At 66.2% G+C, this 18,661-nt stretch carries 19 protein-coding genes and 1 tRNA gene; 11 read left to right on the top strand and 9 right to left on the bottom strand.

Translation table 11 applies throughout. The annotated features are described in order from the left end of the window. Positions 1-14: 14 nt before the first annotated feature. The 4 genes from tmk to AB0313_RS13020 all read left to right on the top strand — a co-directional run bounded on the left by tmk (position 15) and on the right by AB0313_RS13020 (position 3,626). Positions 15-722 carry a dTMP kinase gene (tmk, locus tag AB0313_RS13035; RefSeq protein ID WP_141943678.1) on the top strand — a complete coding sequence of 236 codons (708 nt, stop codon included), beginning with the start codon at positions 15-17 and terminating at the stop codon, positions 720-722. Next, entirely contained in the window at positions 719-1,882 is a 1,164-nt protein-coding gene (locus AB0313_RS13030) for a DNA polymerase III subunit delta' (RefSeq protein ID WP_307309371.1), read from the top strand. The genes tmk and AB0313_RS13030 overlap by 4 nt, the downstream gene beginning before the upstream one ends. Continuing rightward, positions 1,879-3,447, top strand: coding sequence for an alpha/beta hydrolase (locus AB0313_RS13025; RefSeq protein WP_366305967.1), 1,569 nt, complete (start codon positions 1,879-1,881; stop codon positions 3,445-3,447). The genes AB0313_RS13030 and AB0313_RS13025 overlap by 4 nt, the downstream gene beginning before the upstream one ends. Positions 3,448-3,553: 106 nt before the next feature. Next, positions 3,554-3,626 (top strand) — tRNA-Thr (locus tag AB0313_RS13020). A gap of 271 nt (positions 3,627-3,897) precedes the next feature. Here the strand turns inward: AB0313_RS13020 and AB0313_RS13015 are convergent. Next, positions 3,898-5,136: a transglycosylase gene (locus tag AB0313_RS13015; RefSeq protein WP_366305965.1), complete on the bottom strand. Its 1,239-nt coding sequence runs from the start codon at positions 5,134-5,136 to the stop codon at positions 3,898-3,900. Positions 5,137-5,402: 266 nt separating this feature from the next. Here AB0313_RS13015 and AB0313_RS13010 point away from each other — a divergent pair, with 266 nt between their 5' ends. Beyond that, positions 5,403-5,576, top strand: a complete 174-nt coding sequence (locus tag AB0313_RS13010) for a CsbD family protein (protein WP_141943686.1) — start codon at positions 5,403-5,405, stop codon at positions 5,574-5,576. A gap of 135 nt (positions 5,577-5,711) precedes the next feature. Next, complete coding sequence (locus AB0313_RS13005) at positions 5,712-6,020, top strand: hypothetical protein (RefSeq protein WP_141943688.1); 309 nt, start codon at positions 5,712-5,714, stop codon at positions 6,018-6,020. Between the two features lie 92 nt (positions 6,021-6,112). On the opposite strand, the gene AB0313_RS13000 is transcribed toward AB0313_RS13005, so the two are convergent. Together AB0313_RS13000 and AB0313_RS12995 are read right to left on the bottom strand one after the other, a co-directional pair. After that, positions 6,113-7,048, bottom strand: a complete 936-nt coding sequence (locus AB0313_RS13000) for an FUSC family protein (RefSeq protein WP_366305962.1) — start codon at positions 7,046-7,048, stop codon at positions 6,113-6,115. Between the two features lie 480 nt (positions 7,049-7,528). Further along, positions 7,529-7,741 (bottom strand): hypothetical protein, encoded by a 213-nt coding sequence (locus tag AB0313_RS12995; protein WP_141943691.1) that lies wholly within the window; start codon positions 7,739-7,741, stop codon positions 7,529-7,531. Positions 7,742-8,181: 440 nt separating this feature from the next. On the opposite strand from AB0313_RS12995, the gene AB0313_RS12990 reads away from it, so the two are divergent. Both AB0313_RS12990 and AB0313_RS12985 read left to right on the top strand, forming a co-directional pair. Then, positions 8,182-9,168, top strand: a complete 987-nt coding sequence (locus AB0313_RS12990; RefSeq protein ID WP_366305960.1) for a polysaccharide deacetylase family protein — start codon at positions 8,182-8,184, stop codon at positions 9,166-9,168. Positions 9,169-9,290: 122 nt separating this feature from the next. Beyond that, positions 9,291-9,929, top strand: coding sequence for a hypothetical protein (locus AB0313_RS12985; protein ID WP_366305958.1), 639 nt, complete (start codon positions 9,291-9,293; stop codon positions 9,927-9,929). A gap of 52 nt (positions 9,930-9,981) precedes the next feature. On the opposite strand, the gene AB0313_RS12980 is transcribed toward AB0313_RS12985, so the two are convergent. Beyond that, positions 9,982-11,223, bottom strand: coding sequence for an NAD(P)/FAD-dependent oxidoreductase (locus tag AB0313_RS12980; protein ID WP_366305956.1), 1,242 nt, complete (start codon positions 11,221-11,223; stop codon positions 9,982-9,984). 127 nt (positions 11,224-11,350) lie between these two features. On the opposite strand from AB0313_RS12980, the gene AB0313_RS12975 reads away from it, so the two are divergent. The 3 genes from AB0313_RS12975 to AB0313_RS12965 all read left to right on the top strand — a co-directional run bounded on the left by AB0313_RS12975 (position 11,351) and on the right by AB0313_RS12965 (position 13,793). Then, the gene (locus tag AB0313_RS12975; protein ID WP_366305955.1) at positions 11,351-12,367 is read left to right on the top strand and encodes a hypothetical protein; all 1,017 of its coding nucleotides are present in this window, start codon (positions 11,351-11,353) and stop codon (positions 12,365-12,367) included. A 64-nt stretch (positions 12,368-12,431) separates the two neighbouring features. Further along, positions 12,432-13,526, top strand: a complete 1,095-nt coding sequence (locus tag AB0313_RS12970) for a hypothetical protein (RefSeq protein WP_366305953.1) — start codon at positions 12,432-12,434, stop codon at positions 13,524-13,526. 81 nt (positions 13,527-13,607) lie between these two features. Beyond that, positions 13,608-13,793 (top strand): hypothetical protein, encoded by a 186-nt coding sequence (locus AB0313_RS12965; protein ID WP_141943703.1) that lies wholly within the window; start codon positions 13,608-13,610, stop codon positions 13,791-13,793. Positions 13,794-13,931: 138 nt separating this feature from the next. Here AB0313_RS12965 and AB0313_RS12960 read toward each other — a convergent pair whose 3' ends face one another. The 5 genes from AB0313_RS12960 to AB0313_RS12940 all read right to left on the bottom strand — a co-directional run bounded on the left by AB0313_RS12960 (position 13,932) and on the right by AB0313_RS12940 (position 18,552). Further along, entirely contained in the window at positions 13,932-14,777 is an 846-nt protein-coding gene (locus AB0313_RS12960; protein ID WP_366305951.1) for an aldo/keto reductase, read from the bottom strand. A gap of 107 nt (positions 14,778-14,884) precedes the next feature. Continuing rightward, complete coding sequence (locus AB0313_RS12955) at positions 14,885-15,337, bottom strand: hypothetical protein (RefSeq protein ID WP_366305949.1); 453 nt, start codon at positions 15,335-15,337, stop codon at positions 14,885-14,887. 7 nt (positions 15,338-15,344) lie between these two features. Further along, complete coding sequence (locus AB0313_RS12950; RefSeq protein ID WP_141943708.1) at positions 15,345-15,971, bottom strand: bacterial proteasome activator family protein; 627 nt, start codon at positions 15,969-15,971, stop codon at positions 15,345-15,347. 80 nt (positions 15,972-16,051) lie between these two features. Next, positions 16,052-16,255: a YbdD/YjiX family protein gene (locus tag AB0313_RS12945; RefSeq protein ID WP_366305947.1), complete on the bottom strand. Its 204-nt coding sequence runs from the start codon at positions 16,253-16,255 to the stop codon at positions 16,052-16,054. Then, positions 16,255-18,552 carry a carbon starvation CstA family protein gene (locus AB0313_RS12940; RefSeq protein WP_366305946.1) on the bottom strand — a complete coding sequence of 766 codons (2,298 nt, stop codon included), beginning with the start codon at positions 18,550-18,552 and terminating at the stop codon, positions 16,255-16,257. The genes AB0313_RS12945 and AB0313_RS12940 overlap by 1 nt, the downstream gene beginning before the upstream one ends. Positions 18,553-18,661 lie beyond the last annotated feature (109 nt).

Here is an 18,661-nt window from a genome sequence, read left to right as displayed (position 1 = left end):
GGTAGGCTTGAGAAGTGAACAAACAGAAGGCCGGGGTATTCATCGCATTCGAAGGTGGCGATGGCGCCGGCAAGTCCACCCAGGCGGCCCGGCTCGCGGGATCACTGGAGTCCCGTGGCTACACCGTGCTCCGCACCCGGGAGCCCGGCGGAACCCCTGTTGGCGAAAAACTGCGCTCGCTGGTGCTGGACCACGGCAACGGCGAGATCGATGCCCACACCGAAGCCCTCATCTTTGCCGCTTCCCGCGCGGCCCACGCCACCCAGGTCATCCGCCCGGCACTTGCCCGCGGCGACATCGTCCTGACAGACCGGTACATCGACTCGTCCGTGGCGTATCAGGGCGCGGGCCGCGGCCTCGGCCAGGACGCAGTGCAGTCGCTCAATGAGTGGGCCACCTCGGGCCTCCAGCCACACCTTACTGTCCTCCTCGACGTTGATCCGCAGCTGGGGCGGCGGCGCCGCACCGCCGGCCAGTCGGCCGAAGACCGCCTCGAGTCGGAGGCGGACGAGTTCCACATCCGCATCCGCGACGCTTTCCTCAGCCTCGCAGCGGACCGCCCAGCCGCATACCTGGTTCTCCCTGCCCAGTTGCCGGTCGATGAACTGGCGGGGCGAATCCTCGCCCGGGTTGATGTCCTGCTCGGTACTCCTGTCCCGGCAGAAGGGAAGGAAACTGCACCGGCAGTCCCGGAAGCCGGTGTAAAGGGCAGCAGGCCATGACCGTCTGGGATGACCTTCAGGGCCAGCCGGCCGTCGTCGAGCAGCTGCGCCAGGCCGCCGGCAGCGACAGCCTCACCCATGCCTGGCTGTTTACCGGGCCGCCCGGCTCCGGGCGCTCGAACGCCGCCAAAGCCTTCGCAGCGGCGCTGAACTGCGACCAGGAGGATGTGAGCCTGCGCGGGTGCGGACAGTGCCACGCCTGCCACACGATCCTGGGCGAAACCCACTCCGACGTGACTTTCGTGCGTACCGAAAAAGTCACCATCACCATCGACGAGGCCAGGGAACTGGTGGCTGCAGCCGGAAACCGGCCGTCGTCGGGGCGCTGGCGGATCATCGTGGTGGAGGACGCGGACCGCATGGCCGAACGCACCACCAATGTACTGCTCAAGGCCATCGAGGAACCCACGCCCCGGACGGTGTGGATGCTGTGTGCGCCCTCCCCGGCCGATGTCCTGGTCACCATCCGGTCCCGCTGCCGCAGCGTCGCCCTGCGGCTGCCGCCTGCGGCTGATGTTGCAGCCCTGCTGGTCCGGCGCGACGGCGTTGACCCGGCCCTCGCCGAACAGGCTGCCCGGGCAGCGCAAAGCCACGTGGGCATCGCCCGCCGGCTGGCACGGGATCCCGCAGCACGGGAACGGCGGCTGGAGACAGTCCGCTTTCCGCTCGGGCTGCGCGGTGTCACGGCTGCGGTCATGATGGCGGACAAGCTGGTCAAGATCGCCACCGCGGAGGCCAACAGCTCCAATGAGGAACGGGACGCCGCAGAGAAGGCCGCGCTGTTGGCCACCCTTGGGGCACCCGAGTCCGGGACGCTGCCGCCGGCCATGCGCAGCCAGGTGAAGCAGCTCGAGGACGACCAGAAGCGGCGGGCCAAGAGGTCCATCACGGACTCGTTGGACCGCACGCTCACGGACCTGCTGTCCTTCTACCGGGACGTACTGATCATCCAGCTCGGGAACGCGGTGGAATTGGTCAACCTTGAACTGAGGAGCGAGCTGGAGGAATTCGCCGCCCGCAGCACTGCCGAGACAACGCTGGCCCGCATGGACGCCATCAACAAGGCCCGTGAACGTATCACCACCACCAACGTAGCCCCGCTGCTGACCATTGAGTCCATGGCGGCCAGCCTGATCCAGCCTTCCAAGGAGACCCGATGACTGCCCGCCCCCTGCCCGTGCCACCCAGGTCCCTTGCAGTCACAGTCCGCGCCCTCGGTGCCATGGTCCTGGCTATGGTCCTGGCCTCATGCAGCCTGCTCAACAGCGGCGACAAGAACCCGCCGCAGGCGGCCACCGCCAAGGCCGATCCCTCCATCGTCGCGTCCGCGCCTGCCGGACTGGAAAAGTTCTACTCGCAGGAGGTCGTGTGGCAGCCCTGTGAGGGGGAATTCCAGTGCGCCAAGGTGACCGTCCCCATGGACTACGCCAACCCCGGCGGTGACACCATCCAGCTTGCCGCGCTGCGGGCACCCAGCACGGGCAAGAAGACCGGCAGCCTCCTGGTTAATCCCGGCGGTCCGGGCGCATCCGGGTACGACTTTGTCAAGGACGCGGCGTCAACCCATTTTTCCGCTGCCATCCGCAACGCCTACGACCTTGTGGGATTCGATCCGCGCGGCGTGAAACGGTCCGCTCCTGTCACATGCATGACAGACGCGGAACGTGACGCAGCCCGGGCGAAGATCTATGCCCTCCAGACCGATTCCGGACTGGCGGCGGCCCTGGCTGACAACAAGGCAATTGCCGCCCAGTGCGCTGCACAAACGGGCCCCGTTCTGGGGCACATCGACACCGTGAGCGCAGCCAAGGACCTGGATGTTCTCCGCGCCGTGGTAAACGACGCCAAGCTGAACTACCTGGGCTACTCCTATGGCACGTTCCTGGGTTCCACCTACGCTTCGCTCTTCCCGGACAACGTGGGCCGGATGGTCCTCGACGGAGCCCTCGACCCATCCATCAGCAATGAGGACCTGACCAGCGGGCAGGCCCGCGCGTTCGAGAAAGCGCTCCACAGCTACGTGGCCAACTGCCAGAAGCAGGGCAAATGTCCCCTGAGCGGGGACGTGGATTCCGGAGTACAGCAGATCCGGGACCTCATCGCCGCCGTCGAGCAGACACCCCGCACCGCGAAAGACGGGCGCCTGGTAAATGCCACCATGTTCGTCAGCGGGCTCATCACCCCGCTTTACAACGACCAGAGCTGGCCCGCCCTTACCCAGGCACTTGAGGCTGCGATGTCCGGAGACGTCAGCCTCATGCTCAGGCTTGCCGATCTTGGGGCAGACCGCGGGCCCGACGGAAAGTACACGTCCAATTCGACGTTCGCGTTCAACGCGATCAACTGCCTCGACTACCCCATGGTCTCCGACACCGCAGGCATGCGTGCCGAAGAAAAGCGGTTGGAACAGGACTCCCCCACCCTCGGCTACTACTTCGCCTACGGCGGGACCACCTGCGCTGACTGGCCCTACAAGAACGTGCGTACGCCCGCTCCTGTGGAATACAGCGGAGGTTCCCCCATCGTGGTCGTCGGTACTACGGGTGATCCAGCCACCCCTGTCGACTGGGCGGCGTCGCTGCGCAAGCAGTTGGGGAATGCTTCGCTGCTGACCTGGCGCGGCGAAGGGCATACCGCTTACGGCCGCGCCAACAGCTGCCTGGATGACGCGGTGGACAACTACCTGGTCGGCGGCAAGCTTCCGGCCGACAACACGGTCTGCTGACCACTCCAACGCCTTGGGCAGGCCCCATTTTGACCGGGGCGAGGAGACTCTATTACAGTTGACTCTTGCATGAAGGGACCGGCTCCGCCGGGAAATTTCACGCGGTGCTTCCTTAGCTCAGTCGGTAGAGCGTTTCACTCGTAATGAAAAGGTCATCAGTTCGATTCTGATAGGAAGCTCGGGATAAACCCCGGACAGCCCCTTGTTTTAGGGGTTTCCGGGGTTTTTCGCTGGTTAACGGGTGGCCTTCAAGTGCGGGGCTGGGCACACTTTCGGCACCGTTTCGCCTCTTTTCGCTTGCCGTTCCCATTGCGAGGTGCGCGGGACTTCCTCAACAGAACGCATCGTCCCGAATGCCACGCCCATGGATGGATCCAGGCCGCGGGAGAATCCTGCCTTCGATACCGTGGCCCGGGCGCTACTTAGGCCGCGGGCACGGAAAAGCTCAGCTCAGTACCAGTTGTTGGACATTTCGTGATCCCAGGCTCCGCAGGGGGAGCCGTACCGCGCCGCGATGTATCCAAGCCCCCAGTTGATCTGGGTACGGTAGCTGGTCAGCCAATCAGCCCCCGTGGAGGAATACTTCTCCGGTGGAAGGGCCTGCGCGACACCGTAAGCTCCGCTGGAGGGGTTTGTTGCGTTAGTCATCCAGCTCGATTCCTGATTCCACAGCTTGAGCAGGCAGGTCATCTGGTCCCCGCCCCATCCGTGCGCACCTAACTGGCTGGAAGCGTAAGCCTGTGCACCGGCGGGATCATTGACCGCCCCGCCGGGAATGTTCGGCAGCAGCACGTCTTCCTGGGGGCGGACCGGGGACGGGGCGGCGGACTTGGCGGCCTCGGCCGCCGCCGCGGCTGCTGCTGCCGCCGCTGCTTCTGCTGCACGCTGGCGGGCGGCCTGCTGGGCCTCATAGGCGGCCTCGGCCTCGACCCCGGCACGGTAGTTTTCTTCGACGGCGGCGCTGGTGTCCTTCAAGGTGGCCAGCTGGGCATTGAGGGTGTCACTATGCGCCGTTTCCTCGGCCACCTTCTGCTGCGCGTCCCGTTGCGCGTCCTGTGCGGCAACAAGTTTTGATTGGGCGTCGTCGGCAAGCCGCTGGTTCTCAGCCTGCACCACTGCCTGCTGCGCATCGAGGGACGAGGCAACCGCCTCCGCGGCGCGCGAACTAGCGTAGAGATCGGTGGTCCGCTGGGTAACGATCTGCAGGACGTCCAGCTTCTGCAGCCCGTCCGGGCTCTGCAAAGTATTCATCACCGTCAGGGGTCCCAGGTCGTTTCCGCCTGTCATGTAGTCCTGGGCCGCGAGGGCTCCTGCTTGCCGCTTCAGCTTTGCTGCGATTGCATGCGCCGTGTCGGTCTTGTCCTTGAGGGCGCTCAGCTTCGCGGTGGAGGCGTCAAGCTCGTTGCGCGCCAGGGCGTAGGCCTGACCCGCTTTGACCGCCGCGGCCCCGAGCGCGGAAGCCTGTTGCTCCAGTCCGTTCAGAAGATCGTTGATTTTTTGGATCTCGGCACTCTTGGCGTCGGCATTGGCCCGGGCGGCCTGGACGTCGGCCCACGACGGGTAGCCGGAGGGCGGCGCATCGTCTGCGCTGGCCGTCGGCACGGCAGTGACCGCCAGCAGAGCGGCGGTCGTCAATGCCGCACAGATTTTGCTGGCGGATACTTTGCGCATGAGTGTGAATCTGGGCATATCCCTTTGAGCCTACTGGGTTACCCAATCACAGCTGGGACCGGCCGGGGTGTCGCACCCCGGGGGGCCCTCCCGATGATCGGCATTATCGCTGCCTGCACCCATCCTGGGCACCGGCAGGGGTACTTGGGACGACATATGAAAAGCAGCAGCGAATTGTGCTGCCGGCGACCAAATCACCCCAGGGACTTGCGTTCCAATTCCTAAGCATGCTTAGTATGGGTATAGCCGAATGCGAACGGCTACCAACCAGAGGAGGAAACACCATGGGATTGGGCGACAAGATTGAGAACGCCGCCGAGAAGGCCGGCGGCAAGGGCAAGGAAGCGGCCGGCAGCGCCACAGGCGATGAAAGCCTGAAGGCCGAAGGCCAGGCTGACCAGGCCAAGGGCGACGTGAAGCAGGCCGGCGAAAAGGTCAAGGACGCCTTCAAGGACTGACAGGCATACCGGGAAGGGCGCGCTCAGCGAACGGAGCGCGCCTTTTCCGTGCCCCGCTTCTGACAGACAGATGGCTGGGCTAGGATCCCCTCAACCCGGGAATCGGCCCGGGTTGAACTGTTTGGGGGAACAAGAGTGAAACGCTCGACCGGCTTTGGGCGCATCGGGCACGGGAGGCGGGCAGTGGGACTGGGCGGCGCAGCCCTGCTGGCTTCGGCAACGCTGTCGGGCTGCACGACAGCCTCTTCCATCCAGGCGAGCCCGCCAGCAGCACCGGTCAGTCCTCTCCCCGTCTTCGGCCTCATGAGCGCCGTCTTCGCGATCCTCACCGTCGCGCTGGGTGTCCTGGCGGCGTACGCCCTGGTCCTGCTCATCATGTTCCTGCGGCTGCGCATCGCCGAACTCAGGCGGACCGCGCCGCCGAAGAACAAGCCCCAGGACTGACGGCTGCCACGACGCAGATCAGGCGCCCGGCCACGAACCCCGCGTGGTGCAGACGGACCGGCAGGGCATTCCCGCCTCCGTTGCCTCTCCGGTCAGCTCGACCGCAGCCTGCCACGGCCAAGGAGGAGGACGGCGACAACCATGCCGATGATGGCGCCGATCAATGTTTCAAGTCCGCGGTCCCTAATCAGGGTGCCCGGATCCATCGGGTGCGCCAGGAACGTCATGATCAAAATCAGGGGTGTGAAGAATACCAGCGCCAGGCCGTAGTGCCGAGTCATGAACAGCTCGGAGGGGAACTGCAACGCGGCAATGCATACCACCAGAAGCACTGCGGCAGGGTGTTGGTACAGGATCAGCGCCGTTACGCCCAGGCCCAGGAACGTTCCCAGGATCCGATTGAGTCCACGCCGGATACGACCGGCAAAATCTGCGCCGGCAAGGGGTACAGCAGCGGCAGCCATAGCCCAATACCCATGGCCGTTCCCGGTGAGTTGTCCAGCGGCGCCGGCCGCACCGACCGCCAGGACGTAGGCGAGGGCGTGAAGCAAGGCTACGCGGAGCCTGGCCCCCCTAAGCACCGGCACAACCCGCCGGACCCCGGCCTCCCAGGACGGTCGTCGACGCGCCCAGCCGGCGAAACCCACCGCAACCGAGAACGCAGCAGCTACTGCTGCCACCGCGACAACGTCCAGCACCGGGGCTATCGGCGAAACGGACGCGCAGGCACCGAGGGCGAAGATGCAAAAGAACGGGCCGACGGGTTTCAGGTTTGCCCGGTCTGCCGCCAAGGACGCGACCCCGGCGGCCAGCGGCTCAATAGCCAGGAGGCCCAGCGGGCCGGCGTGCGTTGCTGAAAGCACGGCACCGACCGTGACCCCGGAGACGAGCAGGACCGCGGCCGTCAACTGGTGGAACAGACGCAGCTGGTGGCGTTCATCCCTTCCGTACATTCCAGTGAAAGCGCCGAAGACTGCGTAGATGGAAAGGTCCGGCCGGCCCATGGCCAGCAGAACTAACAAAGGCACCGCGACGCTGACCCCGACCCGGAGCGCCGCAAGGTGATCGTTCGTCGCCGGACTGAGTGCAAAGTATTCGCCAGGAAACCTCGCCGCGCGCCGCGCCATACTTCTGCAACTCCTCGCTGTTCGCGGATGACCGGCCCCGCGCGGGCAGCCACTCCGTCAGCTCCAACGTACCCGGGTGCGCTCCCGGCCAGACCGTTCCACCGCAAATGTAACCAAGCTCTCCCCCTGACCGACCGGCCCTGCCGTTTCTCCGGCCGGATGAATGAGCAAAAGCGGCTGGGCGCGGCGATGGCGTCCGTATCGAAATCGAGGGGATCGGCGCATTGACGAACACGCCCGTCTAAGCGGGGAAGAAACCCGGCCCGGGGAAACTCAGGGAGCAGCCTGAACTGGTCTCCGGAAGTCTTAACCGGCTATCCCGGTCCCGCTCCCGGGAAAGGTTGAGTGGGCAGATGAAATAACCGGCCTCGTCGCGCGTGTTCAGCCGTTGCGCTCATTGACCTTTGAACGGATGAAGTCCTGGTCCTCTCGTGAGATCGGCGCCTCTCCGTGGAGGCCGGTGGGAAGGTTTTCCCCTGTCTCTTTCGAGATGACAGCGGTGATTGTCCGCGGGAGTATCTGGCAGCCCGGGTTGTCCATGAACCACTTCCGGGTGGCAGGGTCGAGGTGTCCCCAACGATCTTTGAGATTCATTGCCTGGCACTGTCTCCTTTGCTCTCCTCCCGGGGTCCACGGCCCCGGGAGCGGGCGCTCTGCCCATTCCAACGCACAAGTAAACCCGGCCGGCAATTAGCCGCACAGGGGCAAAAGTCCCGGTATCCACGAAATCCAGTGGTCCTGCACCTTCCGCTCAGCGTGCCACGGTGATCTTTGTCGTTGGGAAAGCGTCAAGATAACCGGTCGCTGCGCCGGTTCCCCTCCGGTACCGCGCTCCCTGTTCCTCGCACAGGAGGAACCCTCCCCCTGTGGTCCAAGAGGTCATCCGGCAAAACGAACCGGATGCGCTGCGGCGGCCCGCATCCACGTCGGGCAAGGAATCCCCAAACGGTGGCGAAAAGCCTTTGTTACACACGACGCCGCCGCTTCAGGCCAAGGTTCAGCAAACGGCAAGGCAGCCGGGGTATCCTCCCCTCATGACCCCCCGCTTTCAGGCTGCTGTTTGGCGCCCAGACGCAGAACCGCCTGCACCGGGCAACGCACCCAGGCACCTTGGCCAGGACGGCAAAGGACCCGGCCGCAGGGCAGTCCTCCTGGCCGCCGTGCTGACATTAACGTCAGCCGTCCCGGACCTTCAGCCGCACCCAGAGCACGGGCCGGAAGCACAGGGAGGGGCGGGGGAAAATGACAACACTGCTGTCTCTTCGCCGGTCCTGGATACGGGCCCCGACGGCGATTCGCCTGCACCGGCCCGTTCCGCGCCCCCTGCGGCATCGCGGGCGCAGATCGTGGACACCTTTGGCAAGCGTCCGGCCCGCTACTGGGGCCTGGAAGCCCCCGGCGTCCTCACACGGCTATCAGCCGCGCCCCAGGGAATCGCCCTCACCTTCGACTTTTGCGGCGGTCCTGGCGGCAGCAGCCTCGACCAGGCACTGCTGGACACTCTGCGCCAGCGCCACATTCCCGCAACGCTCTTCCTGAATTCGCGGTGGATCACCGCCAACCCCGCCGCGGCCCGGCAACTGGCAGCCGATCCGCTCTTTGAAATCGCGAACCACGGCACCTCCCATAAGCCGCTGTCCACCACCGGCAACACGGCCTATGGCATCCCGGGCACCAGGAATGCCGGGGAAGTCTATGACGAGGTCATGCCCAATGACGGCGTGCTGGCAGGCATCACCGGCACGCGTCCGCGATACTTCCGGCCAGGCACGGCGTTCATGGATGACGTCGCTGTAGACATCCTGAAGGCGTTGGATGTGAAGCCAGTGGGCTTCAGCGTCAACGGCGACGGCGGCGCAACCTACCCGGCCCCCGTCGTCGCCAGGGAAGTGGGAAAGGCCCGGCCCGGGGACGTGGTGATATGCCACGGCAACCATCCCAGCGGCGGAACAGCCGAGGGCGTGAAACAGGCCGTAGACAAGCTGCTGGCGGCAGGAATGTCCTTCACCCATCTGGCCTGAGAACGTCCTGCAGCTCCGGTGGCGGGCCACGGGCTGATCCGATACGTTGAAAGGGAAGCCCTGCCCATCAGCGGTGGATGCCAGCTCACGGTCCTGCTGCTGCCACACGTTAGGAATTCCCCATGCCGGAACAGCACGACATCCCAACGACCGGCTGGGTTCCTGCCTGGGCCGACCTCCAGGAACGTCCGGCCGAGGCCGCCAGCCACGGGTTCGCCGTCGGGACCGGCGCGGAGCAGTCGTCCGAAAGCCGGGAGTACATAACGGGCTGGCCGGGCCCGGGCACGGAGGAGCTTGCAGCCAAGGCAGCGGCCGAAGGGATCCGCCTCACCCTGGTTACCGCCGAATCCGGCGCTGCGGACGGTCCGGCCCCCGGGGGCCTCACCCCGGTGTCCGAGCGGGTGCTGCTCATGGCCCCCACTGCGGAGCTGAGTACGGGTGTGGAGCTGCCTGAGAATGCCCAGGTGGCGCTGGCACCCATGGAGACGTTCGACGCCGTCGAAATCACCCTCTTTGACCGCCCCGTGGCACGGGGGCGCATCCAGGTCCGGGACGATTTCGCGGCGGTGGCCATCAGGGAGCTGCCCGAGGGGCCGGAAAAGGAGACGCTGGAACGGGCGCTCTTCGCGGCCATGGCCGAAGAGGCCTTCATCCACGGCGCAGAGTACCTGCACATGGTGGTCGCACAAGAGGCCGCTGCGTCCTACGAGGCGTCGGGATGGACGGCGGCGGCCCGGCTGGTGAGTTTCGAAAAGATATGACGACGGCGGCACGGCCTCCGTGGCCCGGGCCGCCCGAGCGTCATGGCAGGAACTAGTAGGGCCTGCCCACCACTACCTGCGACGGGCTATGGGTGACGTAGCCGTTTGCCCAGGAGAACAGTGCCCGGACTTTCTGCTGGAAGCCCGGGAGCAGGGCAAGGTGGACCGCCAGCCACGATACGAATGCCAGCGGACCCTGCAGCTGCAGGCGCCGGCGGCCCAATTCCGCCACCGCTGCTCCGCGCCCCACCATGGCCATGTACCCTTTGTCCCAGTACCGGAAGGGCTCCCGCCTGCCGCCGGTCAGGTCCGCATAGATGTTACGTGCAGCCCACTTCCCCGACTGCTGGGCCACCGACCCCAGCTGGGGAAGTTTGTTGCCGTCCGCATCGGTGATGTTGGCGGAGTCGCCCAGAACGTAGACGCCCTCGAGGTCAGGTGCGGTCAGGTCAGGCTGCACGTCCACACGGCCGCCCCTGCCCTGCTTCAGGCCCGACTCAGTGATGATCCGTCCGGCCTGCAGCCCGCCCGCCCACACAACGATCCGTGCGGGGATGACGGTCCCGTCCTTAAGGGTCACTCCGTCGGTGCGCACTTCACCCACTGGCTGGCCCATATGCAGCTGGACTCCAAGTTTTGTCAGCCGGTCCCGGGCGTAGGCCTGCGACTTCTCCGAAAAGGCAGCCAGCACATTGGGAACCATGTCCACCAGGTGGACATGGCATCGGGCTGCCAGCCCCGGTGAGAAGTACTTTGGCACGAGGTACTTGACGTTCTCCGCGAGCGCCCCGGCAGTCTCCACGCCGGTGGGGCCTCCCCCCACCACGATCACGTCAGCTTCGGCGGACGGCTCGCGGTCGGCCTCGTCCAGGGCTGCGGTAATGGCAGCGCTGAGCCGCGTTGCGTCGGCCACCGAGTACAAAGGATAGGCGTGCTCATCAGCGCCGGGGGTGTTGAAGAAGTTCGGCACCGCCCCCGTGGCGATGACCAGGATCCGCGCGCGGTAACTGGACCCGTCCGCGGTGGTGACCGTCCGGTTGGCCGCGTCAATCGCGGTCACTTCCGCAGTCAGGACGCGGACGTTATTGATCCTGCGGAACTCCGACCGGAGTGGCCGGGTGACTGCGGAAACACCAATCTGGGAAGCAGCCACTTGGTAAAGGAGCGGCTGGAACTGCTGGTAGCTGTTCGCATCGAGCAGCAGCACCCGGACGCCCTTGCGGCCCAACTCCTCAGCCGCCGCCTTTCCTGCGAAACCGCCGCCAACCACAATGACCTGGTATGAATCGTCCATTCGAGCAACATACCCCTCCCAGCCGGTGAGTAACAGGGTCCCCGGGGCGCTGCGTCACCGGGACGTTCACCGGGCTGCAGGCCCCGATGCCTGCGGGAGCCCGCCGGCAGGCACCTAAGATGGCGGCATGGAAGACGAAGCCCTGGCGGACATTGCGGACCGCCTGTATGCCGGGGCGCTGGACAACTTCGTGTCCGCCCGTGCCGCCGCGGCCAAGGAGGTGGCGCACCGGGATAAGGATTTGGCGGCGGCGGTCCGCGGCCTGCCAAAGCCGTCCGTCGCTGCGTGGGCAGTGAACATGCTTGCACGGCACCGGCCGGACGTTCTGGCGGGGCTCGGCGAACTTGGGGAGCGGATGCGGTCAGCCCAGGACTCGCTTGATGCTCCCGCCCTGCGCGAACTGGGCCGTGAACGCCGCACCATGCTCGCCGACGCCGTGGACACCGCCCGGTCCGTCGCCCGGGAACAGGGCCGGTCCGTCAGCGACACGATGGCTTCCGATGTCGAGGAAACCCTCCGGGCCCTGACGGCAGACCAAGGCGCGGCCAGCGCCGTCGGCAGCGGGCGCCTGTTGAAAGTCCTCTCTGCGGACGGCGTCAATGACGTCGACCTTGAAGGGGCGGTAGCCCTCCCCGGGCTGCTTCCGGCGCGGTCCACGGAAGACGCGGGCGCTGCCCGCCGGGCCCCGGAGACAACAGCGCCAAAGACAACTACGTCCAGGGGGCAGTCGGCAAGGGAGCCGTCAGCAAAAACGCGGACGACGGCGGCCCTTGGACCGGAACCGAAACCAGACAAGCCCCGGCTTGAGGCCGTCCGGCAGACTCCGCGAGCGGCCTCACCGCCGGCGCTGGAACGCGCCAGGGCGGCCCTGGCGGAGGCGCAGGCCGCAGAAGGGGAGGCGTCCCGGCTGGCCGCTGAACTGCAGGAGCAGGAAGAGCAAACCCGCAGCAGGATTGTGGAACTGCAGCAGGAGACAGCGGAGCTGCGCGCCCGGCTCAAGTCCGCGGAAGAAAGCCTGGAGCGCGCCCGCAAGCAGGTTGCGGGCACTTCCGCCGAAGCGAAACAGGCGAAGCGGGCGGCAGAAAAAGCCAGCCGCACAGCCATGCTTGCGCAGGAGAGGGTGCTGCGCCTGGACAACCACTAAAGTCCCATGGCTCCGGTCCGGAAACTCTCTCGCCCTGGACGGCGCCCGGACTTACTGTTGACCTATGGATGCCGCAGCAACCCGTGCTTTCGCAGTACCACCTGTTTCGGTCCACCGCCCCACAACGGCCGCTGAAGACGTCGTCACCCTCGCGGCCGGTGTCTGGCTCCTGGCCGGGACCTATGTCGACGGCTGGGCCCACAACAACCTCCGCGGGCTCGAGACCTTCTTCACCCCGTGGCACGCGATCCTCTATTCGGGCTTTGCAGCCTGTGCCGTGTGGATCGCGGCCCTCACCTGGCGCCGGCACGCCGCGGGCACCCCATGGACGGAAGCAATTCCTGCCGGACACGGGGCCGCTGTTGCCGGCGTGGTCCTCTTCCTGGCATCCGGACTGGGCGACTTCGCCTGGCATTCGGCATTCGGTATTGAACAAAACATCAGTGCCCTCTTCAGCCCGTCCCATCTGGGGCTCGCGACCGGCGGCTTCCTCATTCTCGGTGCCCCGTTCTCCGCAGCCTGGAATGCTCCCAGGCGGCCATGGCAACAACTCATCCCCGCCGCGGTGAGCGCCATGCTCGCAGGAATGGTTGCAGCGTTCATCCTGCAGGAGTTCGCCGTCTTCGCCCGCCACGGGCTCGTCCAGACGTACGTCACCGCAGGCGGGGCCCCGCCCACGGTGACGGGCCCGACGTCGTCAAGCATCATGATCTCGCTGGCAACCTTCCTCGTCTCCACGGTGGCGCTCTTCGTTCCTGTCCTGTTGATGTCCTTGCGGTGGCGCCTGCACGCCGCGGTTCCTGCGGCCATGGTGCTGCTCCCCTCCGCGGCCCTGCAGACCATGGTGGCGCTGCGGGACGCCTGGCTTATCCCGGCAGCCCTCGCCGGTGCCCTCCTGGTGGGCCTGGTGTGGGCTCTGGTACGTCCGGCTCCCGACCGCCCGGGAAGGATCATGGCCGCGGCAGGCCTGTGCCCCATCGTGTTCTGGGGGCCCTATTTCGCAGGGGTGGCTATCCATGACGGCGCGCTCAGCTTCCCGCCTGAAATCTGGAGCGGAACACTCGTGTGGACGGGGCTTGGGATGCTCGCATTGACTGCGCTCACACTGAAGGTACGGGGAACGGCAAGTTCCGGCCCAGTGCTTGAAGAGGGCCGGTGATCCAGGCTTTGATTGCTCCCGTCGTGACAACACGCGGCCCTGGTTCCACAGAATGTCAGACCCCGGTTGCAGACTGGATTCATGGAAAACCAGGCAGTACAGGAATTTCACGTAACGTACTTTGACGCCGATTGCGGCCGGGCCCGGGCCGAAGTCTTTGAGACGCTGGAAGAGGCGGAACGCTTCGCCTGCCGCCACTGCCACGGCGAAGACAGCTGGGCCGTAGTGGACGCCATTACCGTGGAGCACATCCAGGCGGCTGCCTGAGCTCTCCCCGGAACGCCCTCCGCGGGTCCAGGACCCTTAACGGCGTCAGCCCGTGCTGCCCGGCGATGGCCGGCAGCACGGGCTGACGTCGGTTCGGCGGCGGTTGCCGGCCGGTCGGGCCGGTGCCGCCGTCGCGGTCTAGGCGAAGTCGGAGACCGCAGGATCGGCACCGATGCGGCCTTCGCCGCCGGCGGTCCGGTCCAGGTTGTTGATGGCTTCGACGTCCTCGGCGTCCAAGGACACCTCGAGGCCTGCGAAGTTCTCCTTGATGCGTGACTCGGTCACGGACTTGGGAATGACCACGTTGCCAATCGCCAGGTGCCAGGCGATGACTACCTGGGCCGGGGTGGCCTGGTGCTTCTCAGCGATGGACGCGATGGTGGGGTCCTTCAGCAGCTCGCCGCCCTGCCCCAGGGGGGACCAGGCCTGGGTCAGGATGCCCTTCGACGCTGCGAACTCACGCAGTTCGCCCTGGTTGAAGTAGGGGTGCAGCTCGATCTGGTGGATGGCCGGCACTACGCCCGTTTCGTCGATGATGCGCTGCAGGCCCTCGACGGTGAAGTTGGAGACGCCAATTGACTTGACGCGGCCGCGCTTCTGGAGCTCGATCAGCGCCTTCCAAGTGTCAACGTACTTGTCCTGCTTGGGCTGCATCCAGTGGATCAGGTAGAGGTCCAGCGTTTCCAGGCCCAGCCGGTCCATGGATTCCTCGAAGGCGGCGAGGGTCGACTCGTATCCCTGGTCCGCGTTCCACAGCTTGGTGGTGATGAAGATCTGCTCCGGCGACAGGCCCGAACCGGCGATGGCGCGGCCCACACCGGCCTCGTTGCCATAGATCTTTGCCGTGTCGATGTGGCGGAAGCCGGCTTCGAATGCCTGGCGGACAACCTTTTCAGCCACGTCGTCCTCAACCTGCCACACACCGTAGCCGAGCTGGGGAATCGTGTTTCCGTCGTTGAAAGTCAAGGTAGGTGAAAGAGTCATGACTTCATCCTGCCAAAGCCGCCGGACCCGGCGCTGCCATTTTCGGCGCTGTCAGCCAGACGCTTAACCGGAAAGTATGCTTCCGAACTGGGAATAATCCGCTGCGGCTAAGGCAACTTGCCCCCGCGCAGCTGCCGCTCGGCGTCGTCCACCTGCTGGAAGACGGCGTCGGCACGGCGCCGGACCGACGCCGCCCCTACGGGTACGGGACCAACGGCCAGCCGAAGCATGGCTGCTGCTTCGGCCGTCGTGGCAAGTGAATTGCCCGCCTTGGACAGGGACCTATGCACGTCCGCGAGGGATGCCGGAATGTCCAGGCCGTCACTGGGCGCGCGCCGCTGGGCCTCCATGCACACCGCTCTGACCCGCTGCAGCAGGGCAGCGAGTTCATTGGCGATCTCCACCAGCTCGGCGTACAGCTGGTCATCCTCCACGCCCTCAAGCACCTGGTGGAAGCGGTCAAGTCCCCGGTGGAAGCGGTCATGGGCGCGGCGCCACAGCCCCTTGCCCAGTTCCGCGTCGTCCCTGCGCCCCTGCCTGGCAGCACTGAAAAAGCCCAAGCGGAACCTACAGGTACTGCCCCGGACCGTGGTCCGACTCGTCGCGCTGGTTGGGCGCGCCCTGCGCGGGCGGCCGTGCCCCGGCCGGCGCACGCTGCGGCTCACCGTTTTCACCGATGACGACGCCGGGCGCAATCATGGTGCCCGGCGGCAGTTGGCGAAGCTGCAGCTGTGCCGCAGCGTGTTCCCGGGCGGCGTTCTGCGCCGCGATGGCCGTCTGGATGCCATGGAACAGGCCTTCCAGCCAGCCCACCAGCTGGGCCTGGGCGATGCGGAGTTCAGCATCCGAGGGGGTGGCATTGTCGGAGAACGGCAGGTTGATCCTGTCCAGTTCAGCCACCAGCTCGGGGGCAAGGCCGTCCTCCAGCTCCTTGATGGAACGCTTGTGGATGGCTGCCAGCCGCCCCCTCGCGGCCTCGTCCAGGGGTGCGGACTTTACCTCTTCCAGCAACTGCCTGATCATGGTGCCGATCCGCATCACCTTGGCCGGTTCGTCAACAAGGTCGTGCAGGCTGCTGCGCTGCGGCCTTCCGTCCGTTCCCCGCGACGCCTGGAGCGGCGACGGGTCGTCGTCAACGGGGGTGCCTTCTACCGGGAGGTCCTCAGCTGCCTGAGTGTCATTGGGATCGCTCATGCGTTCATACTCTCATGCGCCATCGGGCCCCGGGCCACTCCATGAACGCCCTCCGGACGCCCTGTCCGCTGCGGGCTCAATCAGCAGCACCTGCCCTGCGGGTTGCTGTCCTGGCGGTCCGTGCGGTCCCGCCAGAACTCCCGCTCGCTGAGCGGCGCGTCCTGGTGCCCCGCCGCCCTGTGGTGTTCCAGGTACTTGGCGTACGCGTCCGCGCCCATGACGCCGCCGAGGTACCGGGCGAAGCCGCGGAACCCGTTGGCCACCAGGGCGATGCCGCTGCTCATCAGTGCCCTGCCCGCTCAAGGCGGGCGTCCGCCGGAACTTTCTCCCATTCGGCGGCCAGCTCGCGCTCAGCAGTGGTGGGCACCAGCCCGGCCGGGGCAAACACCCGTGACGGAACAAATGGGTCCTCGTTGTCCGTGGTGGCTGTCCCTGCCGCCCTGTCCCGGAACGCTTTTAGGGTGGCGAGCACGGCCGTCACAATCACGATGATGCTCAGCACCACGAAGATCACGGACAGCCAGCCCTGGATGGCGGTGTTGCGGACCACTGCCTCCATGGCCGCCACGGTCTTGGCGGTTCCGAACTCGGTCTTGCCGTCCGCCAGGGCCTTGCTGAAGGCTGCGTTGTTGGCGAAGTACCCCACGGCCGGGACGGGCGAGAAGATCTTCTGGTAGCTCGCGGTGATGGTCACCACGGCGGCGAAGGCCAGCGGCAGGGCGACAATCCACAGGTACTTGAAGGTTCCTCGTTTGGCGACGATGGCCAGGACCACGGCCAGCGCGATGGCGGCGAGCAGCTGGTTGGCGATGCCGAACAGCGGGAACAGGGTGTTGATTCCGCCCAGCGGATCGGTGACGCCCATGAGCAGCACGGCGCCCCAAGCGGCCACCATGATGGCGGTGCAGAGCCAGGCACCGGGACGCCAGGAGGCCTCCTTGAACTTGGGGACGAAGTTGCCGATCGAGTCCTGCAGCATGAACCGGGCAACGCGTGTTCCGGCGTCCACTGCCGTGAGGATGAAGAGCGCCTCGAACATGATGGCGAAGTGGTACCAGAAGCCCATCATGGCCGTCCCGCCCACGAACTGGTGCATGATGTGCGCCAGGCCCACGGCCAGGGTGGGTGCACCGCCTGTCCGGGACACAATGCTCTGCTCCCCCACGTTCGCGGCCGTTTCGCGGAGCAGGCCGGGGGTGATGTTCACGCCGCTGAGGCCCAGGCTGTTGACCCACGTGGCTGCCGCCTCCGCGGTTCCGCCGGTGAGCGCTGCGGGGGCGTTCATGGCGAAGTACAGGCCGCGGTCAATCGAGATCGCGGCCACCAGGGCCATGATGGCCACGAAGGACTCCATCAGCATGCCGCCGTAGCCGATGTACCGGGTCTGACGTTCCTTCTCCACCAGCTTGGGGGTGGTTCCGGACGAGATCAGGGCGTGGAAACCGGACAGGGCACCGCAGGCGATGGTGACGAAGAGGAAGGGGAACAGCGCACCGGACAGCACCGGTCCGTTCTCACGGGAGGCGAACTCACTGAAGGCCGGGACGCTGACTTCGGGCCGGACCACGATGATGGCCAGCGCGAGCATCACGATCACGCCGATCTTCATGAAGGTGGAGAGGTAGTCACGCGGGGCCAGGAGGAGCCACACGGGCAGGATCGCCGCGACGAAGCCGTAGATGAGCAGGCCCCAGGCGATGGTCACCTTGTCAAGGTGGAAGAACGCGGCTCCCCATTCGGTGCCGGCCACCGCGCCACCGCCCATGATGGCGGCCATCAGCAGGACGAAGCCGATGACGGAGACTTCCATGACCTTGCCGGGGCGCAGGTAGCGGAGGTAAACGCCCATGAACAGGGCAATGGGTATGGTCATGCCCACGGAGAACACACCCCAGGGGCTTTCGCCCAGGGCATTGACGACGACGAGCGCCAGGATGGCCACGATGATCACCATGATGAGCAGGGTGGCGATGAGGGCGGCCGTGCCGCCGATGACGCCGAGTTCCTCGCGGGCCATCTGGCCGAGCGAGCGGCCGCCGCGGCGCATGGAGAAGAACATGACCAGGTAGTCCTGGACGGCGCCGGCGAGGACTACGCCGACAATGATCCAGATGGTGCCGGGGAGGTAGCCCATCTGGGCGGCGATGACCGGGCCCACCAGCGGCCCGGCCCCGGCGATTGCGGCGAAGTGGTGGCCGAATAGTACGTTGCGGTCGGTGCGGACGTAGTCCTTGCCGTCGGCCTTGTACTCGGCCGGGGTAGCGCGGCGGTCGTCCGGCTTGGTGATGTAGCGCTCGATCACCTTGGAGTAGAAGCGGTAGCCGATCAGGTAAGTGCATACTGAAGCGAAGACAAACCAGATGGCGTTGACGGTTTCACCGCGGACAATGGCCAGCATGAACCAGGCGACGCCGCCCAGCAAGGCGATGGCGGCCCAGAGTGCGATCTTTGCCGGGGTCCATTTCCGGTCTTCGGCCTCGAGCCTGGCCTCGTCCACGGCGGGTGGCGGAAGATTCGGATCCGTAGCCAGCCCGCCCCCCGCCCGGGATCCGTTGTTCCGTTGGTCAGGCACTCCGGCCATGTCTCCTCCTTGAGAGTTATCCCACTTTTGCTACTGGGCACCCTACCAACGCGGGTTCCGCCTTAGAGGGCCGACGGCGGCGCAGCGCCGGGCCGTGCGGTGAGCGGCA

The organism is Pseudarthrobacter sp. NPDC080039, assembly GCF_040702335.1.
GTDB classification, from domain to species: domain Bacteria; phylum Actinomycetota; class Actinomycetes; order Actinomycetales; family Micrococcaceae; genus Arthrobacter; species Arthrobacter enclensis_A.
This window is presented reverse-complemented; position numbering and strand designations above follow the sequence as displayed.